Consider the following 22,289-nt stretch of genomic DNA (forward strand, 5'->3'; position numbering starts at 1 on the left):
GCCGGGTGGCCGAGATTGGAGGCATCGGTCTCCCTCGGGGGCACGTCCGTGACACGGAGGAACTCCCATGGATCTGACGTCCGGGACACCGACGGCCGCCACCCACGACGAGTCCCGTGGACCGTCGTCCTCCCTGGTCCTGGTCGTCGGCATGTCCGGTTCCGGCAAGAGCACCGTGGGCCGGCTGCTGGCCGAGCGGCTCGGCTGGTCCTACCGGGACGCGGACGAGTTCCACTCCACGACCGCCCGCGCCCGGATGGCAGCCGGTCAGGCGCTCACGGACGCTGATCGCGAGCCCTGGCTGAATGCCATCTCCGCCTGGCTGGACCACGAGATCGCCGCGGACCAGCCGGCGGTCGTCACCTGCTCCGCGCTCAAGCGCGCCTACCGCGACCGCCTTCTGTCCGGGAGACCGGAAGTGCGCCTGGTCTACCTGCACGGCACACCGGAGCTGATCCGCTCCCGGCTGTCCGGCAGGCGAGGCCACTTCTTCCCGGCGAGCCTGCTGGAGAGCCAGATCGCCGACTTCGAGGAACCGGAACCGGACGAGCGTCCCCTGGTGGTGGAGATCGATCAGCCGCCGGCGGCGATCGTGGCCGCGTTGGCCTCGTTGCTGCACCGCGCCCCACCACCCGCCGCGGAACCCGTTGCCCCGCCCGCAGGGACTCCCGTCAGCCCGACAGGTGAACAGTGGACCCTGTCGTGGAAGGGCCAGAGAGCCGTTGTGGTCCAACTGGGCGCCGCCCTGCGCCACTACGAGGTCGATGGCCGTGCCCTGCTGGACGGCTTCGCCCCGGACGCCCCCATCACCGGTGGCAGGGGGCAGATACTCGTCCCCTGGCCCAACCGTATCGGCGACGGCCGCTACCACTTCGAAGGCGCGGATCTCCAACTGCCGCTCACCGAGCCCGAGAAGGGCAACGCGATCCATGGCCTTCTCCGCTGGGTCCCGTGGCAGTTGCAGGCCCGGAGCGAGGAGTCGCTGCGGCTGGGTACGGTACTCCGTCCGCAGCCGGGTTATCCCTTCCTGCTGGACGTGACCGCCGAGTACCGACTGGGGCCCGCAGGCCTCGATGTCACCGTTTCCGCAGCCAACGTGGGGGGCAGGCCGGCTCCCTACGGCGTGGGGCAACATCCGTATCTGACGCTCGGTACCAGCCCGGTCGACACGGTTGTGCTGACCGTGCCAGCACGGGACCGTTTCCTCACCGACGACCGGGGACTGCCCATGGGCCAGGAGACTGTGGCGGGCTCGGACTTCGACTTCCGTACGGCTCGCCCCATCGGCTCCCTGCAACTGGACACCGCCTTCGGCCTCGACCGCGTCGACGGCGACGTGGCCGTCGTACGGCTGGCCCACCCTTCCGGTGATCACGGAGTGGACGTCAGGCTGGGCGAGGGCGTTCGGTACGTCCAGATCTACACGGGCGACACGCTGCCGGAGGCCGAACGCCGTCGAGGCGTCGCGGTGGAGCCCATGTCCTGCCCGCCGGATGCCTTCCGGAGCGGCCTCGGCCTCGACGTACTGCAGCGGGGCGACACCCATGTGCTCCGATGGGGCCTCCAGGCATGGCGGCATCCACCCTCCTGAGCCCATGAGCCGAGTGCCCGGTGTGACCATTCGGCCGTTCGGGAGGGTGTGTGGTACTCGACCGTGGATCGTGGACGATGAGTTGTGGGCGTTGAGTCAGCTCGGATGACTCCGGGCCCGCCCCGTGGTGTGGCGTGTGTCTGTCAGGCGGCCCAGCCGATGGAGGAGACGTTGGCGAAGTCCGCGGCTGTGTTGTTGTCGAGGAGGCCGGGGAGGTCGTCTCGCCGGACGGCATCGAGCCACTGCGGCCGCCTCAGGGCGCGGTCACATCAATGCCCGCCAGCGCTTCTCGCTGGGCGACCACCTCCACCTCGGTGATCAGCCCGCTCTCCTCCTGCACCGTAAAGCGCAGCACCAGGCGCAGCCCTCGTCCCTCGGCCATGACCAGCCCGAATTCGCCGTCCAGAAGCGCCACCCCGGTCGTCGCGGCCCGCCCGGTCGCCCCCATTGCCCCCTTGGCGACGGTGTGCGCACCGAGCACCACGACGGGTTCAGGTGTCGGGATCACGGCAGGGTCCGCGGTCAGTACCACGTCCGGGTGCAGCAGTCCCACCAATGCCTCGAAGTCCCCGGCTCTGGTCGCGGCGAGGAAGGCGTCGACGACTTCTCGCTTTCGGCCCTGGCGTTCCGGCCCGGTGGGGGGCTGGGTGCCGCGGACGCGCCGCCGGGCGCGGCTGGCCAGCTGACGAGCGGCGGCAGGCGTCTTTTCCAGCATTACGGCGATGTCGTCGAACGACACCGCGAACAGATCGTGCAGAACGAACGCGAGCCGCTCCGCCGGTCCCAGTGCCTCCATGACCACAAGCAGTGCCACACCGACCTCGTCCGCCATCTCGGCCTCGGCCGCCGGATCGATCGCCCCCGGCCCGGCCTGCGTCTCGGATGCCCCGTCGAGGCCTTCCTCGCGTCGAGTCTGCCGGGCGCGGAGCAGGTTCAGGCAGACTCGGGAGACGATCGTGGTCAGCCAGCCGCCGATGTTGCGGACATCGGCGATGTCGGTGGCGCTCGCCCGCAGCCAGGCTTCCTGGAGTGCGTCGTCGACCTCGGTGAGCGAGCCCAGCATGCGGTAGGCCACCGCCCGCAAATGAGGGCGTTCCGCCTCGTACCGCTCGGGCTGAAGAAATTTCTCCGCCATCTGTCACATCCCCTCGCGCAGCCGTGTCAGTGAAGCAGAACGACCACGGCAGACCCCGCACCGCTCCCCACGGTGCCGTACCGAGGAGACACCATCATGACCCACAAGATCAACGCCTCCATCCTGGTCACCGGTGGCACCGGCACCATCGGCCGCCTCACCGTCCCGCTCCTGGTCGCGGCCGGTCGCACCGTCCGTATCCTGTCCCGCGGCGGCCGTCCCGAGAACATCGCACCGGACCCGCGCGTCGAGTACGTACAGGCCGATCTACTGGCCGACGGCGAACTGGACCCGGCGCTGATCGGCGGCGCCGAGACCGTACTGCACCTGGCGGGTGGCCCGAAAGGCGACGATGCGGCGACTGCGCGGCTGGTGCGGGCGGCACGGGCCGCCGGGACGGTGAAGCACCTGATCCTGGTGTCGGTGGTCGGTGCGGACGCGATGCCGATCGGGTACTTCCGGGCGAAGGCGGGCGCCGAGCGGGCCGTCATGGAGTCGGGGATCGGCTGGACCGTGCTGCGGGCCGCGCAGGTCAACGAGCTGCTGCTGAAGATGGTCGGGGCGATACGCCGGATGCCGCTGGTGCCGGCGCCGGGCGGTCTGCGCTTCCAGCCCGTGGACGCCGCCGAAGTAGCCGCCCGGCTGGTCGAGTTGACCCTCGGGGATCCGGCCGGACGCGTCCCCGACCTGGCCGGGCCGGGCGTGTACACGCTGCCCCAACTGGCCGCCGCGCAGCGTGTCGCCGCCGGTGCCAAGCCGCGCCGCACCCTGCCGGTCCGTCTCCCCGGCAAGGTGGGCCGCGCCTACCGGGCCGGCGCCAACCTCACCGGCGACGACGCCCTGATCGCCGGCCGCGACTGGAAGGAGTTCCTCACCGCGTAATCCGTCGTCCGACGACAACAGCGGTACAGGGCAGCGCCTCGACCAGCCGCAGCATCGTGCAGGTTGCGGTGTCCATGGCGATCAAAGCGCGGGTCATCACCGAAGGTGAGTTGGTGAGGCCTGCGGCGGCTGCTCCCACCCCGAAGGAGCTACGCCGCTTCACGGCTCGCGCGTCGGTGACAGCGCGTTCCCAGGTCCGGCGCCGCGGCTGGGCCGACCGGGGGAAGCCGCTCCGCCCGATGGCCCAACAGCCGCACGCCAGGGCTTCCCCCGCGCTCATCCGGTGATTGCCTGAACCCCGCCTGCCGGGCAGCGGCCGGGCGGACCAGGAGCGGCGCAGCGAGGAGACAGGGCATCATGGATTCCCACGCCCAGGCATCGCGGGGTGCTCTGCCGGCCAACCTGCTGGAGGGCCAGACAGCACTGGTGACCGGCGCCAATTCGGGCATCGGCAAGGCCACCGCCATCGGACTCGGCCGGGCCGGTGCCAACGTGGTGGTCAACTACGTGAGCGGGCGCGACGCCGCCGAGCAAGTGGTCGAGGAGATCGCCTCGTTCGGGGTCCGCGCGGTGGCCGTCGAGGCCGATGTGTCGCAGGAGAACCAGGTGACCGCGATGCTGGACCGAACGGTCCAGGATTTCGGGACACTGGACATCCTGGTCGCCAATGCCGGCTTGCAGCGTGACGCGAAGTTCACCGATATGACGCTCGCCCAGTGGCAGAAGGTCCTCGACGTCAACCTCACGGGCCAGTTCCTGTGCGCACGGGAGGCGACCAAGGAGTTCCGCCGGCGCGGAGTGGTCCCGGAGGTCTCCCGGGCGGCCGGGAAGATCATCTGTATGAGTTCGGTCCACCAGGTCATCCCCTGGGCAGGGCACGTGAACTACGCCTCCTCCAAGGGCGGCGTGCAGATGATGATGCAGACCCTGGCCCAGGAACTCGCACCGGAGAAGATCCGGGTGAACGCAGTCGCCCCCGGAGCGATCAAGACCCCGATCAACCGCAGTGCCTGGGAGACACCGGCGGCCCAGGAGGACCTCCTGCGTCTGATCCCCTACGACCGCATCGGCGACCCCGAGGACATCGCCCACGCCGCCGTCCTCCTCGCATCGGACCTCATGGACTACGTCGTGGGGACGACCCTCTACGTCGACGGCGGGATGACGCTCTTCCCGGGGTTCGCGACCGGCGGCTGACCTCTTTCGCAGGTCCTGAACAGCGAAGGCGGTTATGCACACCTCGGTCCACCTGCTGGCCGGTACACCGGACCAACTCCTTCCGGCCAGAGAACTCATGGCCTTCACCCTGGCCTCCCACATCATCCTGGTCCCGTTGGGCGTGGCCCTGCCGCTGATCACCCTGGTCATGCACTACCGCGGGCTGCGTCGCAAAGACGCCACAGCCCTCCTGCTCGCGCGGCGCTGGTCGGCGGTCATGGCGGTGCAGTTCGCCGTCGGCGTCGTCACCGGCACCGTGCTCTCCTTCGAATTCGGTCTGCTCTGGCCCGGGTTGATGGGCAGGTGGGGTGATGTCTTCGGTATCGGCTTCGGGGTCGAGGCCTGGGCGTTCTTCCTCGAAGCGGTTCTCATCGCCATCTATCTCTACGGATGGCGGAGGCTGAAGCCTCGGACACACTTCCTGCTCGGGCTGCCGCTTCCGGCCGCCGCGCTGCTCGGGGCATTCGGCATCCTGGCGGCCAACTCCTGGATGAACACGCCGCAGGGCTTCTCCCTCGACTCCGCAGGCAAGCCGACGGACGTGAACATCTGGAAGGCGATCTTCACGCCGATGTTCGGGCCGCAGTACTGGCACTTCGTCGTGGCCATGCTGCTGACCGCCGGCTACATGGTGGCCGGCGTCTACGCGGTCGGCTGGCTGCGGGGACGTCGTGACCGCTACCACCGGCTCGGCTTCACCGTTCCGTTCACCATCGCCGCGGTGGCGACCCCGGTGCAGTTCGTCCTCGGCGACTCCATCGCACGGTCGGTGTTCCACAAGCAGCCGGTGAAATTCGCGGCTCTGGAGATCGTCTGGAAGACCGACACCCGCGTACCGGAGTACCTGTTCGGCCGCCTGCACTCCGACGGTTCCGTGTCGGGCGGTATCAAGGTTCCGCTGCTCGACTCCGTCCTGGCAGGTTTCAGCCCGGACACCAAGGTCGTCGGGCTGACCTCCGTGCCGCCGGACGAACGGCCGACCGTGGTTCAGGCGACGATCGCGCACTGGGCCTTCGACATCATGGTCCTCATCGGCTCCGCCCTGGTGGTCCTCGCGCTCTGGTACGGCCTGGTCCGGCTGCGGCACCGCAGGCTTCCCGAATCCAAGTGGTTCTACCGCAGCGCTGCCTGCGCGGGTGTGGCCTCGGTGGTGGCTGTCGAATGCGGCTGGATCGCGACCGAGGTGGGACGCCAGCCCTGGATCGTCTACCAGAACATGCGCGTGGCCGAGGCCGTCACGGCGACGCGCTCGTCCACTCTGTGGATCATGCTGGGCGTGGTGATCGTCGTGTACGTGTTCATCTTCGGATCGCTCCTCGCCGTGCTGCTCAAGCTGCGCACCCGATGGCGGCTCGCCGACGCACAGGAGGCCGCAGGGCGTCCGGCGGACGGGCCGGAGGCGGACAGCCCCTACGGCCCCCGTGTGACGGTCCCCGCAGGTGACGGCGCCACCCCGTCGCAGGGCGACCGGCCGTGATGGCCGACCTGATGGCAGTGGTGCTGCTGCTGGCCATCACCGCGTACACCTGCGCGGGCGGTACCGACTACGGGGCCGGCTTCTGGGACCTGACGGCCGGAGGCGCTGAACGCGGCAGGCGGCCGCGTTGGCTCATCGACCACGCGATGGCACCCGTGTGGGAGGTCAACAACGTCTGGTTGATCTTCGTCTTCGTCATCATGTGGACCGGCTTCCCCACTCTCTTCCAGGCCGTGTTCTCCGCGATGTGGCTGCCATTGGCCCTGGCCGCCGTGGGCCTGGTCCTGCGCGGCGCCGGTTTCGCCTTCCGCAAGGTCGCCCGCCGGCTCGCGGAACGGCGCCTCTACGGTGCCGTGTTCGCCTGCGCATCGCTCGTGACGCCGTTCTTCCTCGGCGCCGCCGTGGGGGGTGTCGCCTCGGAACGGGTGAAGCTCGGTACGGAGGCGTCGGCGGACGCCTGGGCCAACCCCACCTCGATCATGTTCGGCCTGCTCGCCGTCGCCGCGACCGCCTTCCTGGGCGCCGTGTTCCTGACGGGGGATGCCCGCCGCTTCGACGCACCCGACCTGATCGCCTACTTCCGGCGGCGCGGGCTGCTGAGCCTCACCGTGCTCATGGTGCTGGTGGTGATCACCCTGTTCGTCACCGGTGAGGACGCCCCGCACGTGTGGCACGGGCTCACCCACGGGGCGGGGCTGGCCTTCGGTATCACCGGGGCAGCGGCTTCCTTCATCACCGCGTGGCTGCTCGTGCGGAGACCGGGCGGCTGGGCCCGTGCCTCGGCCGTCGGCGCCGTCGCCTGCGCGGTCCTCGCCTGGGGCATGGCCCAGCGTCCCTACCTCCTCCCGCGGTCGTTGACCGTCGCCGAGGGCGCCGGCGCGTCGACCACGCTGACCTGGCTGGCCTTCGTCACCCTCGTCGCCCTGGTGATCGTGGTGCCGGCCGTCGCCTTCCTGTACTGGCTCGACACGAGAGGCGATCTCGAAGAACTCTCCGATGCCGACCTGCGGCAAGGCGGCGATCCCCAGGGAGGTGGCCGGGCGGAAGCCACCTGACCGTCGGTACGACTGAATGTCCACCGTGCCAGGGCTCTTCCGAAAGGAGTTGCTGTGACAGACGACGAGATCTACCTCGGAATCGCACTGACCCTGATCCTCGCCACCGGATCACAGATCCTGGCGAGCAAGCTGCGCGTTCCCGCCCTCATCATCCTGCTTCCCGCCGGGTTCACGGCCGGCGCGCTGACGGACGTCATCCACCCCGACAAGCTGATGTCGCAGAACTTCGACGTCCTCGTGTCGATGTCCGTGGCGGTGATCCTCTACGACGCTGGTCTCGGGCTCAACCTGCGCAAGCTCACCGGCCGCACACGCGGGATCGTCGGACGGCTGCTGCTGCTCGGCGTGCTCGTCACGTTCCTGTTCACCTCCGCCTTGGCACCGGCGATGTTCGACATGCCCCTCAAGGTCGCCGCGATGCTCGGCGTGATCCTGGTCGTCTCCGGACCCACCGTCGTGGGCCCCATCCTCGACTTCGTACGGCCCTCGGACAAGGTGCGCCGCATCCTCATCTGGGAGGGGACCCTGACCGACCCGATCGGCGGCATCCTGGGCGCACTCGTCTTCCACGCCATCGCCACCACGCACCGGGTCGACATCGGACGGGGCTACCAGATCGGCCAGTTCGCCATCAGCATGGCCGTGGGGCTGATCGGCGGAGCGGTCGGAACAGCGTTGCTCTGGTTCACGCTGCGCACGTTGCGGCTCGGCGAGACACTCGGGACGCTGGCCCAGCTGGCCACCGTGATCGCCGTGTCCGCCGGCGCCGACATCGTCAGGGACGACACGGGACTCATCGCCGCCATCGTCACGGGCCTCGCCGTCACCAACATCAAGGGCTTCGACATGCCCGCGCGGCGGCCCTTCTTCGAGACTCTGGCCCAGCTGATCATCGGTCTGCTGTTCGTATCGATCTCCTCCACCGTCACACCGGCGTCCCTCGTGCCCGTACTCCTCCCCGCTCTCGGCCTGATCGCCGTCCTGGTCCTCGTGGTGCGGCCCCTCGTGTCCTACATGTCGACAGCGGGTTCCGGCCTGTCCATGGGCGAGAGGGCCTTCGTCGGGTGGATGGCCCCGCGCGGCATCGTTGCCGCGGCCACCGCTTCGGCGTTCTCTGCGAACCTCGTCGACAGGGGGGTCAACGGGGCGGCGAGAATCCTTCCGGTCACCTTCCTCGTGATCGTCGGGACAGTCCTGTTGTACTCCCTGAGTGCGGCACCGGTCGCCAGAATGCTCGGCATCGTCAAACCCACCGGGACGCGGCTCCTGCTCGTGGGCGGCGAGCCGTGGGTGGTCGATCTGGGCAGGAGCCTGAGATCCGCCGGCCTCGATCTGCTGATGTGGGCAGGTCTCGCACAGGAGCGCCAACGGATCGCGGACGCCGGTATCCAACTCGCCACGGGCGATCTGCTGGCCACGGCCACCAACCCCGGTGCCCGGCTGGAAGGTGTGACGGCAGTGTTCCTGGCCACGGACGACGACGACTTCAACGCGCTCGCTTCGGTCGTGATGCAGGACAGTGTCGAAGGACCCGTCTACCGGGTCGGGCCTCCGCACGACAGCCATGGAGTCGTGGCCCCCTACACCGGAGGGGACATCCTCTTCGGCAGGTCGCTCGTCCGCCACACCCTGGCGGCCCGGTACGAGGCAGGCGCGCGGTTCCTGGTCCAGCCGGCCTCCGCTCCACTGCCGCCCGGGAGCGAGACCCTCTTCGTGGTGCATGCGGACATGCGGCTGGAACCCCTCACCGAGAAGCGGCGGGTCACCCCCGGGGAAGGCGACACCGTTGTGCTCCTGACCTCCGGCGCCGAGAAGTGAGGCACATCAAGATGTCCTGGGCCTCCGCGTTCCGGCTGCGGCAGTACGTGAAAGCGAACCTGTGGATCGCGCCGTTGTTCGGGCTCCTGCTGGGTGTGGTCCTGGCCGAACTGGCCATCAACGCCGACAGCGCGGACTGGCCACCGAGCGGCTGGCGCTATTCGGCGACGACGGCGAGCGGAGTCCTGAGCTCCATTGTCGGGGCGATGATCGCCCTGCTGGGATTCGTCGTGACCATCGGCGTTCTGGTCATCCAGCAGGCCACAGGCACGTTGTCCCCGCGATACATGCGGCTCTGGTACAGGGACCGGCTGCAGAAGACCGTGCTGGCCACCTTCACCGGCACATTCGCCTTCGCGTTCTCCCTGCTGCGCAGTATCGAGTCGGATTCGGTGCCGGACCTCGGGGTCACCCTTGCGGGCGTGGCCGTGGCCGTCAGCCTGTTGCTGCTGCTCATCTATCTCAACCGCTTCACGCACAACCTCAGGCCGGTCGCCATCGCCGATCTCGTCGGCCGCATGGGGGAGGAGGTCTTCGAGCACGGGGCAGCGGCGGTCAGGGCCTCGGCCCCACACGGTGGTGAAGCTCCGGTGCGGGACGTACGGATGACCGTCGTCCGCGCGACTTCCGGCGGGGCCGTCCAGGCACTCCACACCGACGGCCTCGTGGCACTCGCCACGCGCCACGACTGCGTGTTCACCGTGCCCCACCTGATCGGTGACTACGTCCCCCGGGGCGCCGTACTCGTCGAGGTCCACGGCGGCACGTCCACCCCCGACGACGAGCGCGTGACCGGGCTCATCGCGCTCGGTCCCGAGCGGACGATCGAACAGGACCCGGCCTTCGCCGTGCGCGTGCTCGTCGACATCGCCATCCGCGCCCTGTCGCCCGCCGTGAACGACCCCACCACCGCCGTACAGGTCCTCAATCACATCGAGTCGTTCCTCACCCGGATCGGTCAGGCTCCGCTGTCCGACCGGCATGTGCTGGCCGGTGACGACGGGAGGCCGCGGATCGTGCTGCGGGGGAGGACGTGGGAGGAGTATCTCCAGCTTGCCGTCTCCGAGATCCGCGACTACGGGGCAACATCCACGCAGGTCTGCCGAAGGCTGCGCGCCCTGTTCGACGGGCTGCTCGACAGCCTGCCGCCCACCCACCATCCGGCAGTCCGCGCAGAGGCGGATCTCCTCGGCGAATCGGTGGAACGGGAGTTTCCCGATGCGGCTCGCCGTGCCGTCGCGCAGACGGCCGACAGCCAGGGTGTGGGCGGCAGGCCACGGCGCAGCGGATAGCCGGTGGGGTCGGCTCACGCCGGGCCAACGTGTCCGCTCAGCTCGGCTCCACCCAGCCGTGCCGGACGGCATGGCCGCCGAGCTGCATCCGGGTCCGGACCCCGGCCATGTCCATGAGGTGGCGCAGGCGTCGGTGCAGTGTGCGTGGTGACAGACCGAGCTGTGTCGCGGCCGTCGGATCGGTCAGACCGGCCAGCAGCAGGGCGAGGATCTTCCGGTCGAGGTCGGTCGGCCCTTCCGCCCCGAGTTCGACGGCGGGATCGGACTCTCCGCCGATGCCCGACAGTTCGAGCGGGTGCGCGGTGCGCCATACCGTCTCGAACAGCGCGTCCAGCGCGTCCAGCAGACCGCTGCGGTGCAGCAGCACGGCGCCGGGTTCCCCGGCGGGTGTGACCGCGAGGGGGACCAGGCCGAGGTCGGCGTCGGCCAGTACGAGCTTCATCGGCACCTGGTCGGCGACCCGCAGTTGAACACCGTTGCGCATGGAATCGACCGCATCGGCGATGATTCCCGGTTCTGCCAGCACGGCCCGGTCCAGCACCGCGCGGAAGTGCACGCCGCGGCCGATGGCCACGGGTTCCGCCGAGTTCTCGCCGGGCGGCACGGCGACGAACGGCGCGGTGATGAAGGTGCGGACCTGTGTGCGGGCCGCCTGCTGAACCTGGAGGAATCGATGCCGGATGGCGTCTACGCCCGTGACGACCTCGATCAGATCGCTGATGCTGTTCCCGGTCATCGCAGCCCGGTGTTCCTCGGCGAAGGTCACCAGTGCCTGCTCGGCCATGCGCAGACCGTCCTGGCGCCGGCTGATGAGAGCGCCGAGGGCCATCGCAGGTGGCGCGGCGGTGAACAGCTCGTCCGCAGACCCGATCACCAGCCCCCACCCGACCAGATGAGACAAGGCCTTGTCGATGTCGGCCTGCGACATGTCGAGCTGATCCGACAGCAGCACCGCGGTGGAGTTCGGCCGTCCGAGCAGCGCGCGGTAGACGCGCTCGTCATCGGGTTCGAGGCCCAGAACATCCAGCATCGGCGACCGACTCTCCCTTGCTTGCCGCAGCGGGGAGAGTATGCGCCATGGTGGCAGGCCCTGAATAGTCCCAGCTGGGAGCGGGTGCGAGGGGAAGGGCCCCGGGGAGTTGCCTCCCCGGGGTCCGACAGTGCGGCTCATCGCAGGCCGTACGCCCGGATGATCTCGTTCTTGACGCTGAAGCCGCGGTCCGTTGCGGCGCTCGCGCGGACCGACACGAAGCCGCCGGGCTTCCTGGCCGTCTTGAACGATCCGTTCCAGTAGCCGCCGGAGCCCTTGGACAGCGTCACCTTCTGCCAGGTGGCGCCGTCGTCGTACGAGACGTCCAGCTTCACCGTGGTGACCTTGCCCGGCACTGTGTCGAGGTTCATCGACACCGGCTCGAGCGCTATCCGCTGCGTGGTGCCGGCCTTGACGTCGCCGTGCAGGTCCGTCTCCAGCTCGTAGTCCAGGTTCAGCACCGAGAACGGCTCGAAGAAGTCCGAGTCGACGGTGTCGGACATGAACGTCCACTCGGAGTGGGTGCGCGTCGACAGCCGGAAGACGTCACCGGGCCGCTCCACGTCGAGGACGGTGCGGTACGGAAGGTTGCCCGCCGGCACCTCCACCCACTGCATGTCCCCGCTGACCGGGTTGTCGTGGATCAGCTTGTCACCCTGGAAGACCTGCAGGTGGGACGGTGTCTCACCCCACGGCAGGTAGCCGCCCAGCCGCATGTTGTCGCTGGCGGAGGCCCATGCCTGCACGTTCCAGGTCATGTAGTTCTGCCAGCGGGAGTTGTACACACCGAAGGACTCGCTCTGAGCGGGTCGGGTCAACGGGGCGAACCAGTCCAGACGGCTGGTGGCGCCCCTGGCGTAGGTGTTGTCGCCCGACACCATCGTCCACGACAGGGCCCTGTCGACGCCCTGCGTATGGAACTCCCTCCAGACCTGGCCCGGAGTCACCCACTCGGTGCGGGTGCCCGGGTGCCACTCGATCTCGGGCATGTTGAACGACGGGCTGAGGGTGAAGTCGGACCGGTACCCCTGCGCCACCTTGCCCTGCGTGGCCGAGTAGTAGCGTGCGTCGATCCGGGCGAGGTCCCGCTGGGACGGCCTGTAGACGAGGTCCCGGTCCGGGACCTGGCCGGGGTAGTCCCGGGTCAGGTCGTAGACGAACGGCGTGTGCTCGGTCTGCTTCACGGTCAGCTTGAGGATGCCGGCCCTGGCCGTCGCGATGAGGGCCTTGCCCGCGTCGCGGTGCACGGTGGCGACGGGGATCGTCGACTCGCCGACGTACTCCGTCAGGCCACCCACACCGTCGTTGACCACGATCAGCGCCTTCGCGCCGGCCGCGACCGCTGCCTCGGCGCGCTGCTGCGGCGAGACCTCGTCGCTGCGCGTGACGACGGCGAGCTTGCCCTTCGCGTTGATCTTCTCGTACGCGCTCGCCGCGCCGTTGCCCGCGTGAACGGCGGTCAGCGTGTCCGTCGCGGTGCCGAGGGCGCTGCCCGCCTGCACCGTGGCGTCGAAGCGGAGCCGGCCGCCCAAGGCGCTCAGGCCGAGCTGCGGCTCGCCCTTGCGCCAGCGGGTGATCAGCATGAACTCGCCCTGCTTCATGGGCTCGGTCGGGGCGACGTAGACGTCGTCGTACGTCGGCGGCACCACGTACGCGCTGCGGTAGTCCATGTACGGGTCGAGGCCCTTGTAGTGGACGTTGAAGTCGACCTTGCGCTGGCGGTCCTCGGTGCGCTGTGGCGCCTCGGTCCGCAGCAGGTTCGCCTTGCTGGCGTCCAGCACCACATGCGCGGAGCCGTCCTTGAGCACGGTCTCCGGGTCGACCAGCACGGCCATGCCCGAGCGGTCCGACTTCTCACCGGCCACGTCGAGGTATCCCGCGACGGTGTACAGGCCGGGCGCCATGCGCATCGTGGTCGAGCCGTCGACGTAGACGTTCCACGGCCAGGAGTCGCCGGCCAGGTTGATCCCGACCCAGCCGCCGGCGGGCTTGCCGTCCCGGCCGACCAGCTTGATGTTCAGGTCGTAGCGCTCCTCCTCCTTGAGCAGCGCCACGGATGTGCGGGTCACGGGCTTCCCGGTGGCCGCGTCGGTCGCTGTCACGTAGCCGACGTGCCGGCCCGCCGAGGCGGCTTGCGGGTCGCCGGTCACCGGGACGGCGGCGGTTCCGCCCGCGGGGACGGTCACCGTGGTGGTTCCCAGGGTGAACGGACCGCCGTCGTCGGTCAGGGCCAGGTCCAGTGTGACGTCGGCGGAACCGGTGTTGGTGTACGTCAGGTCCTTCGTGACGGCGACGTCCTCCGGCTTGTGCGGCCAGGTGTAGTTGCCGAAGAAGAGCGATCCGGTCCCGCGGACGGTGGTGCGCACGGCGGCGGCCACGTCGAGGCGGCCGGTGCCGACCTCGTAGGGGGAGTACCCGGCGTCCAGACCCTTGGCGGTGCTCATCAGGTGTTCCTTGAGCTGTGCGCCGTTCCAGTCCGGGTGCTGCTGCGCCAGGATCGCCGCCGCGCCGACCACGTGCGGGGTGGCCATCGAGGTGCCGCTGATGGTGCGGTAGAGGCCCTCACCACCGTCGGTCATGTGCTGGGAGCGGGCCGCGGTGATGTCCACGCCGGGCGCCGCGATGTCCGGCTTCATGGCGCCGGAGTAGGTCAGCGGGCCGGTGCTGGAGAAGTTCGCGAGCTGGTCCTGCTTGTCCGTGGCGGCCACGGTCAGCGCCGCGGCGGCCGCGCCCGGGGCGGAGATGCTCTCCGGGCCCGAGTTGCCGGCGGCTATGACGAACAGGGTGCCGTACTGAGCGGACAGCGCGTCGACCGTGCGCGACATCGGGTCGCTGCCGTCGGTGGGGTAGGAGTCGCCGAGGCTCATGTTGACGACGTCCGCACCGGTCTCGGCGGCCCACTGCATGCCGGCGATGATCCAGGAGTCCTGGCCGTAGCCCTCCACGCCGCCGAGCACCTTGCCGACGTACAGGTCGGCGCCCGGGGCGACGCCCTTGTTGTCGCCACCGGAGGCGGCCCCGGAACCGACGATCGTGCCGGCCACGTGCGTGCCGTGACCGTTGACGTCGGTGACGGCCTCGCCCGGCACGAAGCTGGCCGTGCCGTCGATCAGGCCGGCGAAGTCGGGGTGGTTGGCGTCGATACCGGTGTCGAGCACCGCCACCTTGACGCCCTTGCCGTTGTACCCGGCGGCCCAGGCCTCGGGCGCGCCGATCAGCGGCACGCTCTCCTTGAGGTTGGCCTTCACCCGGCCGTCCAGCCACAGCTTCGCCACACCGGTGCCCAACTCCGCGCTGCCCTGCGGCGCGACGTTGTTCCAGAAGGTGCGGGTCTGCCGCTTCTCGGTGCTGAGCACGGCACCGCTGATGCCCTTGAGCTTGCGGGTCATCCTGCTGCCCCGGGGGGCTTTGGGCTCGACTGCCGCGCGGGACTTCGACCGGTCGTACGTCGCGATCAGCGGCACCGCGGCCGACTTCGCGTCGTCGTAGCCCATCTCGATCAGGTCGGTGACGTTGAACAGCCGTCTGTCCAGCTTGTCCGTGCCGAGGAGCGGCGCGGCCTCGTCCGGGATGACGAACAGGTCGCCCTTGATCTTCTGGATCTTCACGCCGCCGACGGCGCTGTCCGGCCGGTCGACGTCTGCGGTCTGCTTGCCGTCGGCCATCGTGGTGACGGTGACGACGTCGCCGGTGACCAGGGTGACCTTGTGGGTCGCCGAGGGCTTGGCGGGGACGGTGGGCTTGCTCGGAGCGGCCTGTGCGGGTGCTTGCAGAACGGCAAGCCCCGACGCCAGCAGCGGCACCGCGGTGGCAACCGACAGCAGTTGCCAGCGCCTGCGCCGGAAGGCGGAAGGCTGGGAGGGGGAGGACATGCCATGGGTTTATCCGGCGGCGACGTCCGGTGTGAAGGCCTGATGACGGCAAGTCCTTGCCATGGCAGTGACTTGCCAGCCGGAACCGGCCGGTATCCGGGCAAGGCTCACTTGTCGGCCTGGTGAACGTGGCGGCGAACGGCAGGAATCCGCCCGGTGGATCGCTGCGCGCGTGCCCGACTGCGGTGCGTTCCCGCCCGGGTGACCTGGCGAAACCATGCAATGTCGTGCACCTGTCAAACGGTTGGCCGAAACCGGCCGCGGACGCGCCTGCGGTGTTCGAGCTTTCACCAACAGGGCGCCTTCGCGGCGCAGGCGGGGCCGTTCCGGGGGTTGCTCACCCCCGGAACGGCCCCGCCCCCGCCCCTTCGTCAGGTGGAGGGCTCGCAGTCGAGGCAGTCGTGGCAGTCGAAGCTGCCGGACAGCGTCCTCACCGGCCCTCGGCCGCGTGTCCGTCCGCGTCCCTGAGCTCGCGCTTGAGGATCTTGCCGGTGGCATTGGTGGGCAGGGCCGCCCGGAACTCCACGATGCGGGGGTACTTGTAGCCGGCCATCTGCTCCTTGCACCAGGCGATCAGCTCCTCCTCGGCGAGCGTCGCTCCAGGGGCGCGTACCACGCATGCCTTGACCTCCTCGCCGTGGCGGTCGTGCGGCACACCGATGACGGCCGCCATGCTCACGGACGGGTGGGTGAGCAGTACTTCCTCGATCTCCCGCGGATACACGTTGAAGCCACCGCGGAGGATCATGTCCTTGGCCCGGTCCACGATGTAGAACCATCCGTCGGAGTCGCGGCGGGCGAGGTCACCGGTACGGAACCAGCCGTTGCGCATCACCTCGGCGGTCGCCTCGGGCCGGTTGTGGTAGCCCTTCATGACGTTGTGGCCGCGGATGACGATCTCGCCGATCGCGTCGGCCCCCTGTACCGGTGCCCAGTCCTTGTCGACCAGGTCCACCTCCACGCCCCAGACCGGGCGCCCGATGGAGCCCGGGCGCGCCTTCTCCCCGCGCGGGGCGAAGGTGGCCACCGGGCTCGTCTCCGAGAGGCCGTACCCCTCCATGATCGTCACCCCGAAGCGCTCGCTGAACCGGCGGTGGATCTCGACCGGCAGCGCGGAGCCCCCCGACCCGGCCATCCGCAGGTTCGCGGCGATCCGCGACGGGTCCACGTCGGGCGCTTCGGCTTCGAGAAGGGCCCAGTACATCGTGGGGACACCCGCGAAGAAGGTCACCGCATGACGCTGCATCAGGGCCAGGGCGGCCGGGGCGTCGAAGCGTGGCATCAGCACCAGCGTCGCCTGCGAGGCGATACCGGCGTTCAGCTGTACGACCTGGCCGAAGGAGTGGAAGAGCGGGAGGGTGACCAGGTGTACGTCGTGCTCGACCTCGCCGAACAGCTTGTGGCAGGTCAGCACGTTGAGCATCACGTTGGAGTGGCTGAGCTCAGCGCCCTTGGGCGTGCCCGTGGTGCCGGAGGTGTACAGGATGACGGCCGTGTCACCGGGCTCCGTCGCCACCGTCTCGAAGTCCGCGCCCATGCCTGCCAGCGCCGCGGTCAGGGTCTCGGCGCCCGCGACCGGCGAGTCCTCGGTGGGGATGGCGGTCATCAGGAAGAAGTTGTCACAGCCCGGAGTTCCGCTGAAGCCGGACCAGCCCTCCTGGCCCATCGGAAGATCCGCACCGCCCTCGAAGCAGAAGTAGGCCTTGGCCTCGGAGTCGGCCAGGTGGTAGGCGATCTCGCGGCCCTTGAGTAGCACGTTGAGCGGGACGACCACCGCGCCGGCCTTGAGGATGCCGTAGTAGACGATCGGGAACCACGGCAGGTTCGGGCAGGACAGGGCGACCTTGTCCCCCGGCCCGATACCGCGCGAGTTCAGCAGGTTGGCCACGCGGCCGGCGGCCGCGTCCAACTCCGCGTAGGTCAGTCGCTGTACGCCCAGCACGACCGCCGTACGGTCGGGCACGGTACGGGCGCCGGTCTCCAGCAGGGTGGCGAGATTGAGCATGAGGTCTCCGTAGGGGATGTCTCTGGGGCATGGCGGATGTATGGGTCGCCGGGGGCCGGCTGTCAGCCCCGCAACGCGGCAGCGAAGAGTGCGGGCAGCTTCGTCGGACTCGGTGCCGTCGTGAATCGGGTGAGGCGCTCCACCGTGGTCAGCGCCGTGCGGTGGGTGACGAAGTACGGGGGGCGCGGGGACAGCGACGGGTCGCCCGTGACGAGACCACGCGGGGCCGGAGTGAACGGGGCCCGCAGTACGGTCTTCTCGATGTCTTCGAGCATGAACGCGTTGTGCACGAAGCCGATGCCGCTGCCGATGTTCTGGCGGGTGTGGCCGGGGAAGGCACCCCACGGGGTGAAGCCGAGGAGGAAGCCGACGGCCGACCAGCAGTTGATGCCCAGGGTGCCGTAGCGCAGTTCGGCGACGGCGGCGCGCACGGCTTCCGGGGCGGCCTTCTCGGTCCTCGGGTGGACGATCAGGGTCGCGCCGAGAGTGCCGGGCAGGGTGGTGTTGGCGAAGTCGACGGCGTGCCGGAGGAATTCGGCCGGAGCCGTGCCGGGCAGGCGCACGACGCCCAGGGCGCTGCCGAAGACCTCGTCGGTGACGAGCGGGTCGTCGTGGTCGGTGATGTCGGGTACCAGCAGTCGACTGCCGTCGCCGCCGTGTGCCTCCGCCGTCGGATGGGACGCTTGTACGGAGGCCAGACGGTCGGCGGCGCCGGGGTAGTAGTCGGCGCGAGGCGGCAGATCGCGCAGCACTCGCCGTATCTCGTCGAGCAACCGCTCGGTGCCGTCCCAGTCACGCGGCAGGACCAGGATCTGGCTGGCGATGCAGTTGTGGCCGGAGTTGTTCATCTTGCTGGTGACGATGTGTTCGGCCTGGAAGCGGAAGTCGGCGTCGCTCCATGGCCCCGGCACCACGATGCAGGGACTCACGCCGCCCAGTTCACTGCTGAAGGGCTTGGTGATCAACGGGAGGTCGTCACGGCGGCGTTCTTCGGCGTCTTCGTCGGTGCCCCAGACGATGGCGTCGTGGGTGCGGTCGCTGCCGGTGACATGAATGGCGTCGACGCCCTCGTGGAGGGAAAGATAGCCGCCCTCGGCCGCGCCGCCGTCGACGAAGGCCAGCCAGCCCCGTTCGACGAACTCGGCGAACACGTACGCGAAGTGGGGGCGCAGATAGGCGTTGACCGGGTTCATCTTGGCGATGACGACCTGGCCCTCGGCGTAGAGCTTGTGCAGGATGTCCAGCGCGGTGATCGCGGCGACGTTGCCGGCGCCGAGCACCAGGGCCAGGGAGGGGTCCCCCCGCCTGCCCCGGTACTCGCCCGCCGCGCAGGCCCGCGCCTGCTCCGCGGTGACGCCGGGGCGCATCCACACCTCGGCCTTGAAGCCGTTGAGCAGCAGGGAGTCCCACCCGGTGGCGGGGAAGACGTTCACGCGGGTGCGGCCGTTCTCCTCGTGCACCGTCCTGTCGCCCAGCGGGTCCCTGCCCGCGGCGATCCGTCGAAGGACGTGGAGATACGCCGCGGTGTTCTGGGCCAGGGCCCAAGGGCCGCCGATCCAGTCCTCCGCCGCCCAGGGGGAGTCCGGTCCGTACCCCTTCGCACGGGCGCCCGCGCCGGCCATCTCGGCCGCACGCGCGGTGATGCGGGGCTGCAGCCTCTCCAGGAGGGCGATGCGTTCGGTGAGCGGGGTGCTTGACCAGGACTCGGCGTTGCCGCGTACGTGGGCCACCGTGCGGTCGAGGAAGGAGGTGTCGAGGGCGCTTGTGTTCAACGTCGTTCCTTGCGGAAGGTGGGGGAGTGGGAGGCGCGGGCCTGCCCGTGCGCAGTGCGAGGAGCAGGCCCACGCGTGTGGTCACACGGACAGCCGGCGGGCGTCGCGGTCCGGGTCGATGAGTGTGAGGGCGGCGACTCCGCTCAGCAGGAGCACGGCGCCGGTGATCAGGACCGCGTACGTGTAACCCTCCGTACCGTGGGTGTCCACGAGACGTCCGATCAGCGTCGGGGCGATCAGACCCGCGGTGGTCACCACGGCGTTCATGATGCCCAGCGCGCCGCCGCGACGGTCGGCCGGAGCCAGTTCCGTGACGGTGGTGACGGCGACGCTGCTCATCGCTCCGGCCAGCCCGAATCCCGCGACAAGGAGCACGGCGGTCACGGCGCCGGCCGGGGCCACCGGAAGGGCGAGGCATGCAACCGCGCCGATGAGCAGGAGAACGCCGCCGACCCCGCCACGCGCCCACCGGCTCGCGGTCCCGCGGCGCAGCAGCCATCCGGTCAGGCCGGCCTGACCGAGTACCACGACCCCGCCCAGACCCCAGACCAGCATCACGACCTGCGTGGACCCGGCCGAGCTGTAGCCCAGCGCGTCCTGGAGGTAGGAGGGAAGCCAGACCAGGGCGAAGGCGATGACCCAGTAGGTCCCGAAGTAGGCGGTCGTGGCGCCGATCCAGGTACGGGTCGCGAGGATCCGCCGGTACGGCATCCTGGGCCGGTCCGGACCCGGCCCGGCTTCCGTCACCGCCTTGTCGCCCCTCTCCCGGCCGGTGTCCGAGGCGACCGCGTACGGTCCCTCCCCGCCGAAGGGGATCCACAGCAGTGCCCACACGACACCGGCGAGCGCCACGACGGCGACGGCCGAGCGCCAGCCGTGGTTCTGGATCACCCACGTCAGTACGGGAGCGGCGACCAGGACCCCCAGCGTGATCCCGAGGACGATCAACGCCCCGGGCAGGTTGCGCCGGTGGTTGGGGAACCAGGACAGCGTGGCCTGCTGGGCGACGGGGAAGGCGGGCCCCTCGGCGGCGCCGAGCAGAACACGCGAGGTGATGAGCACCGCGAGCCCTCCACCCACCGCCATCGGTGCCTGGGAGACGGACCAGAGCACGGCCATCGCCAGGATCAGCCACTTGGGCCTTACGCGGTCCGCGAGCAGACCCACCGCGGCACCGGAGATCGAGAACAGCAGGAAGAAGGCGCTGCTGGCGAGTCCGAAGGCCGATGCGGACAGGTCGAGGTCCTGGCGGATCTCCTCCGCGGCAAGACCGAGTACGGACTTGTCGGCGAAGTTGATCATCATGAAGACGACGAGCAGCGCGGTGACGATCCACGCTCGGCGTCTCGTACTGCTCGGCGCCTTCGAGGGGCCGGCGGGCACAGCGGGTGCGACATCGGTGTCGGTCACAAGGGCTCCGCGGAGACTGGATGGGGAGGGAGGAGGGCCGGGCGGTGGTTCAGGAGAGCGGGACGCCCGCGATGGCGATGCGCTCCATGACCCGGCGCCGCGGGTAGTAGTCGCTGATCGCGTAGTGCTGGGTGGCGATGTTGTCCCAGATGGCGACGGAGCCCGGCTGCCAGCGGAAGCGCACCTGGTACTCGGGGATACGGGCCTGGAGGACGAGCTCGTCGAGCAGCTCACGGCTCTCCACGTCCGACAGGCCGACGATTCGGGTGGTGAAGGGCTCGTTGACGTAGAGCAGCTTGCGTCCGGTGCGCGGGTGGCGGACGACCACCGGGTGCTCGACGGCCGGCAGGTTCGCCCGGTGCACCGCGACCTGGGCCTCGGTCATCAGCGCGCCCCAGCTCGGCACCCAGTCGTGCACGGCGGTGAGGCTCTCGATCCGGGCCTTCATGGACTCGGTGAGGTTGTCGTACGCGGCCGCCATGTCCGCCCACATCGTGTCGCCGCCGGCGGCCGGGACCTCGACGGCGCGCAGCACGGAGCCCAGCGCGGGCGCGGCCATGAACGAGTGGTCGCTGTGCCAGATGTTCTCCGTACCGACAGCCATCGCGTCCTTCGCCAGACGGGAGACGCCGACGGTGTCTCCCTTGGGGAAGAAGGGGTTGGCTTCCGGCTCGCCCCAGAGGGCGGAGAACGCGAGCTGGGACTGCGGGTCGAAGGCGTGCTGGTCGCGGAAGAAGAGCACCTTCCACTCCAGCAGGGCCTGCCGGATCTCCTCCGCGAGGTCCTCGCCGATCGGGCGCGAGAGATCGACGCCCTCGACCTCGGCGCCGATGTGCGGGGTGAGGGGGCAGACGTCCAGAAGCCGGTAGGCGGGCTGCTCCGAGCCCGGCGCGACGCGGTCGAGCGTGCGCTTCCCGTAGTGCATCAGCGGCTTGTCGAGTGCGGGGACGGGAGTGGTGACGACGCTGTCCATGAGTTCTCCACGGTGGCGGCCTGAATATCGTTACGGGGAGTATCGTTATTGGGGCGTGGGGAAGCAAGGGTCCTTGCGGCATGAAAACGAAAAGCCGGAAGCCGAGGCCGGGAGCCGTCAGCCGGCCGTGCCGACCGCCTTGGCGACGAGGTCGACCAGGGAGTCCACGAAGCGGGCGTCGGGCATCTCCAGCTCACCGATCAGCCGGAAGACCAGCGGCGCGGCCACCAAGGTGGCCGCGGCCCGGACATCGGTGTCCGGGTCCACGTCGCCGCGGTCGATCCCTCGCTCGAGGATGCGCCTCGTCTCGCTCGTGATCCGCTCGGTGTACTCCGCGTACTGGCCCCGCGCCGCGCCCGCGTCGGCGGACGCCCCGATGAGACCTGCGATCAGCCGGTCCGAACCCGGCAGCCGGTAAGCCTCCAGGCGAGCGGTGAGTACGAAGCGGAGCTCGGCACGGAAGTCGCCCAGGTCGGGCACCGACAGGGTGCCGATGCGGGTTTCCGCGGCGGCGATGATCAAATCCTGCTTGGTCGGCCACCGACGGTAGATGGCGGGCTTGCTCACCCCGGCCCGCGCCGCGACGGTGTCCATCGTGACCGCCGCGATCCCCTGCTCGGTGACCAGGTCCACGACAGCGTTGAGAACGGCTCCGGTGACCCGCTCCTCGCGCGGTCTGCCAGGCCCTCGTACGGCCCCGTCCGCCTGCGTACTCGCCATGCGCAGAGACTACGGTCTCCGCCGCCGCCACCTCGC

The 22,289-nt window shown here is 69.7% G+C and carries 15 protein-coding genes; 7 read left to right on the top strand and 8 right to left on the bottom strand.

The genetic code is table 11. The features are described from left to right. Positions 1–67 precede the first annotated feature (67 nt). Positions 68–1,591 carry a gluconokinase, GntK/IdnK-type gene (locus ACFW9O_RS30395; protein ID WP_384613727.1) on the top strand — a complete coding sequence of 508 codons (1,524 nt, stop codon included), beginning with the start codon at positions 68–70 and terminating at the stop codon, positions 1,589–1,591. A 253-nt stretch (positions 1,592–1,844) separates the two neighbouring features. On the opposite strand, the gene ACFW9O_RS30400 is transcribed toward ACFW9O_RS30395, so the two are convergent. After that, positions 1,845–2,726, bottom strand: a complete 882-nt coding sequence (locus ACFW9O_RS30400) for a sigma-70 family RNA polymerase sigma factor (RefSeq protein WP_384613728.1) — start codon at positions 2,724–2,726, stop codon at positions 1,845–1,847. A 96-nt stretch (positions 2,727–2,822) separates the two neighbouring features. Here ACFW9O_RS30400 and ACFW9O_RS30405 point away from each other — a divergent pair, with 96 nt between their 5' ends. The 6 genes from ACFW9O_RS30405 to ACFW9O_RS30430 all read left to right on the top strand — a co-directional run bounded on the left by ACFW9O_RS30405 (position 2,823) and on the right by ACFW9O_RS30430 (position 10,471). Next, positions 2,823–3,608: an SDR family oxidoreductase gene (locus ACFW9O_RS30405; protein WP_384613730.1), complete on the top strand. Its 786-nt coding sequence runs from the start codon at positions 2,823–2,825 to the stop codon at positions 3,606–3,608. 357 nt (positions 3,609–3,965) lie between these two features. Beyond that, positions 3,966–4,805, top strand: coding sequence for an SDR family oxidoreductase (locus ACFW9O_RS30410; protein WP_384613732.1), 840 nt, complete (start codon positions 3,966–3,968; stop codon positions 4,803–4,805). A gap of 34 nt (positions 4,806–4,839) precedes the next feature. Then, on the top strand, positions 4,840–6,303 hold the full coding sequence (locus tag ACFW9O_RS30415) for a cytochrome ubiquinol oxidase subunit I (protein ID WP_384613734.1): 1,464 nt from the start codon (positions 4,840–4,842) through the stop codon (positions 6,301–6,303). After that, positions 6,303–7,358, top strand: a complete 1,056-nt coding sequence (locus tag ACFW9O_RS30420; RefSeq protein ID WP_384613810.1) for a cytochrome d ubiquinol oxidase subunit II — start codon at positions 6,303–6,305, stop codon at positions 7,356–7,358. Before ACFW9O_RS30415 ends, ACFW9O_RS30420 begins: the two co-directional genes overlap by 1 nt. Before the next feature lie 54 nt (positions 7,359–7,412). Further along, a complete protein-coding gene (locus tag ACFW9O_RS30425) occupies positions 7,413–9,179 on the top strand; it encodes a cation:proton antiporter (RefSeq protein WP_384613736.1) in 1,767 nt (588 codons plus the stop codon). Positions 9,180–9,190: 11 nt separating this feature from the next. Beyond that, positions 9,191–10,471, top strand: a complete 1,281-nt coding sequence (locus ACFW9O_RS30430; RefSeq protein ID WP_384613738.1) for a DUF2254 domain-containing protein — start codon at positions 9,191–9,193, stop codon at positions 10,469–10,471. Between the two features lie 37 nt (positions 10,472–10,508). Here ACFW9O_RS30430 and ACFW9O_RS30435 read toward each other — a convergent pair whose 3' ends face one another. The 7 genes from ACFW9O_RS30435 to ACFW9O_RS30465 form a co-directional block, all read right to left on the bottom strand. Then, a complete protein-coding gene (locus ACFW9O_RS30435) occupies positions 10,509–11,501 on the bottom strand; it encodes a helix-turn-helix domain-containing protein (protein WP_384613739.1) in 993 nt (330 codons plus the stop codon). A gap of 137 nt (positions 11,502–11,638) precedes the next feature. Continuing rightward, complete coding sequence (locus ACFW9O_RS30440; protein ID WP_384613741.1) at positions 11,639–15,373, bottom strand: S8 family serine peptidase; 3,735 nt, start codon at positions 15,371–15,373, stop codon at positions 11,639–11,641. A gap of 430 nt (positions 15,374–15,803) precedes the next feature. Then, positions 15,804–17,378 carry a long-chain fatty acid--CoA ligase gene (locus ACFW9O_RS30445; RefSeq protein ID WP_384613743.1) on the bottom strand — a complete coding sequence of 525 codons (1,575 nt, stop codon included), beginning with the start codon at positions 17,376–17,378 and terminating at the stop codon, positions 15,804–15,806. Between the two features lie 62 nt (positions 17,379–17,440). Beyond that, on the bottom strand, positions 17,441–19,150 hold the full coding sequence (locus ACFW9O_RS30450; RefSeq protein ID WP_384613744.1) for an aldehyde dehydrogenase family protein: 1,710 nt from the start codon (positions 19,148–19,150) through the stop codon (positions 17,441–17,443). A gap of 81 nt (positions 19,151–19,231) precedes the next feature. Further along, positions 19,232–20,560 (bottom strand): MFS transporter, encoded by a 1,329-nt coding sequence (locus ACFW9O_RS30455; RefSeq protein ID WP_384613745.1) that lies wholly within the window; start codon positions 20,558–20,560, stop codon positions 19,232–19,234. 49 nt (positions 20,561–20,609) lie between these two features. Next, positions 20,610–21,533, bottom strand: coding sequence for a TauD/TfdA dioxygenase family protein (locus ACFW9O_RS30460; protein ID WP_384613747.1), 924 nt, complete (start codon positions 21,531–21,533; stop codon positions 20,610–20,612). A 117-nt stretch (positions 21,534–21,650) separates the two neighbouring features. Further along, positions 21,651–22,253, bottom strand: a complete 603-nt coding sequence (locus tag ACFW9O_RS30465; RefSeq protein ID WP_384613749.1) for a TetR/AcrR family transcriptional regulator — start codon at positions 22,251–22,253, stop codon at positions 21,651–21,653. Positions 22,254–22,289 lie beyond the last annotated feature (36 nt).

The sequence above is a fragment of the Streptomyces sp. NPDC059499 genome, assembly GCF_042749285.1.
GTDB lineage: Bacteria > Actinomycetota > Actinomycetes > Streptomycetales > Streptomycetaceae > Streptomyces.

Bases quoted from the DNA above. Each gene is read 5' to 3' on its own strand.
- ACFW9O_RS30465 (WP_384613749.1), bottom strand. From the start codon at position 22,253: ATGGCGAGTACGCAGGCGGACGGGGCCGTACGAGGGCCTGGCAGACCG.
- ACFW9O_RS30410 (WP_384613732.1), top strand. From the start codon at position 3,966: ATGGATTCCCACGCCCAGGCATCGCGGGGTGCTCTGCCGGCCAACCTG.
- ACFW9O_RS30435 (WP_384613739.1), bottom strand. From the start codon at position 11,501: ATGCTGGATGTTCTGGGCCTCGAACCCGATGACGAGCGCGTCTACCGC.
- ACFW9O_RS30400 (WP_384613728.1), bottom strand. From the start codon at position 2,726: ATGGCGGAGAAATTTCTTCAGCCCGAGCGGTACGAGGCGGAACGCCCT.
- ACFW9O_RS30395 (WP_384613727.1), top strand. From the start codon at position 68: ATGGATCTGACGTCCGGGACACCGACGGCCGCCACCCACGACGAGTCC.
- ACFW9O_RS30415 (WP_384613734.1), top strand. From the start codon at position 4,840: ATGCACACCTCGGTCCACCTGCTGGCCGGTACACCGGACCAACTCCTT.
- ACFW9O_RS30445 (WP_384613743.1), bottom strand. From the start codon at position 17,378: ATGCTCAATCTCGCCACCCTGCTGGAGACCGGCGCCCGTACCGTGCCC.
- ACFW9O_RS30405 (WP_384613730.1), top strand. From the start codon at position 2,823: ATGACCCACAAGATCAACGCCTCCATCCTGGTCACCGGTGGCACCGGC.
- ACFW9O_RS30460 (WP_384613747.1), bottom strand. From the start codon at position 21,533: ATGGACAGCGTCGTCACCACTCCCGTCCCCGCACTCGACAAGCCGCTG.
- ACFW9O_RS30440 (WP_384613741.1), bottom strand. From the start codon at position 15,373: ATGTCCTCCCCCTCCCAGCCTTCCGCCTTCCGGCGCAGGCGCTGGCAA.
- ACFW9O_RS30420 (WP_384613810.1), top strand. From the start codon at position 6,303: ATGGCCGACCTGATGGCAGTGGTGCTGCTGCTGGCCATCACCGCGTAC.
- ACFW9O_RS30430 (WP_384613738.1), top strand. From the start codon at position 9,191: ATGTCCTGGGCCTCCGCGTTCCGGCTGCGGCAGTACGTGAAAGCGAAC.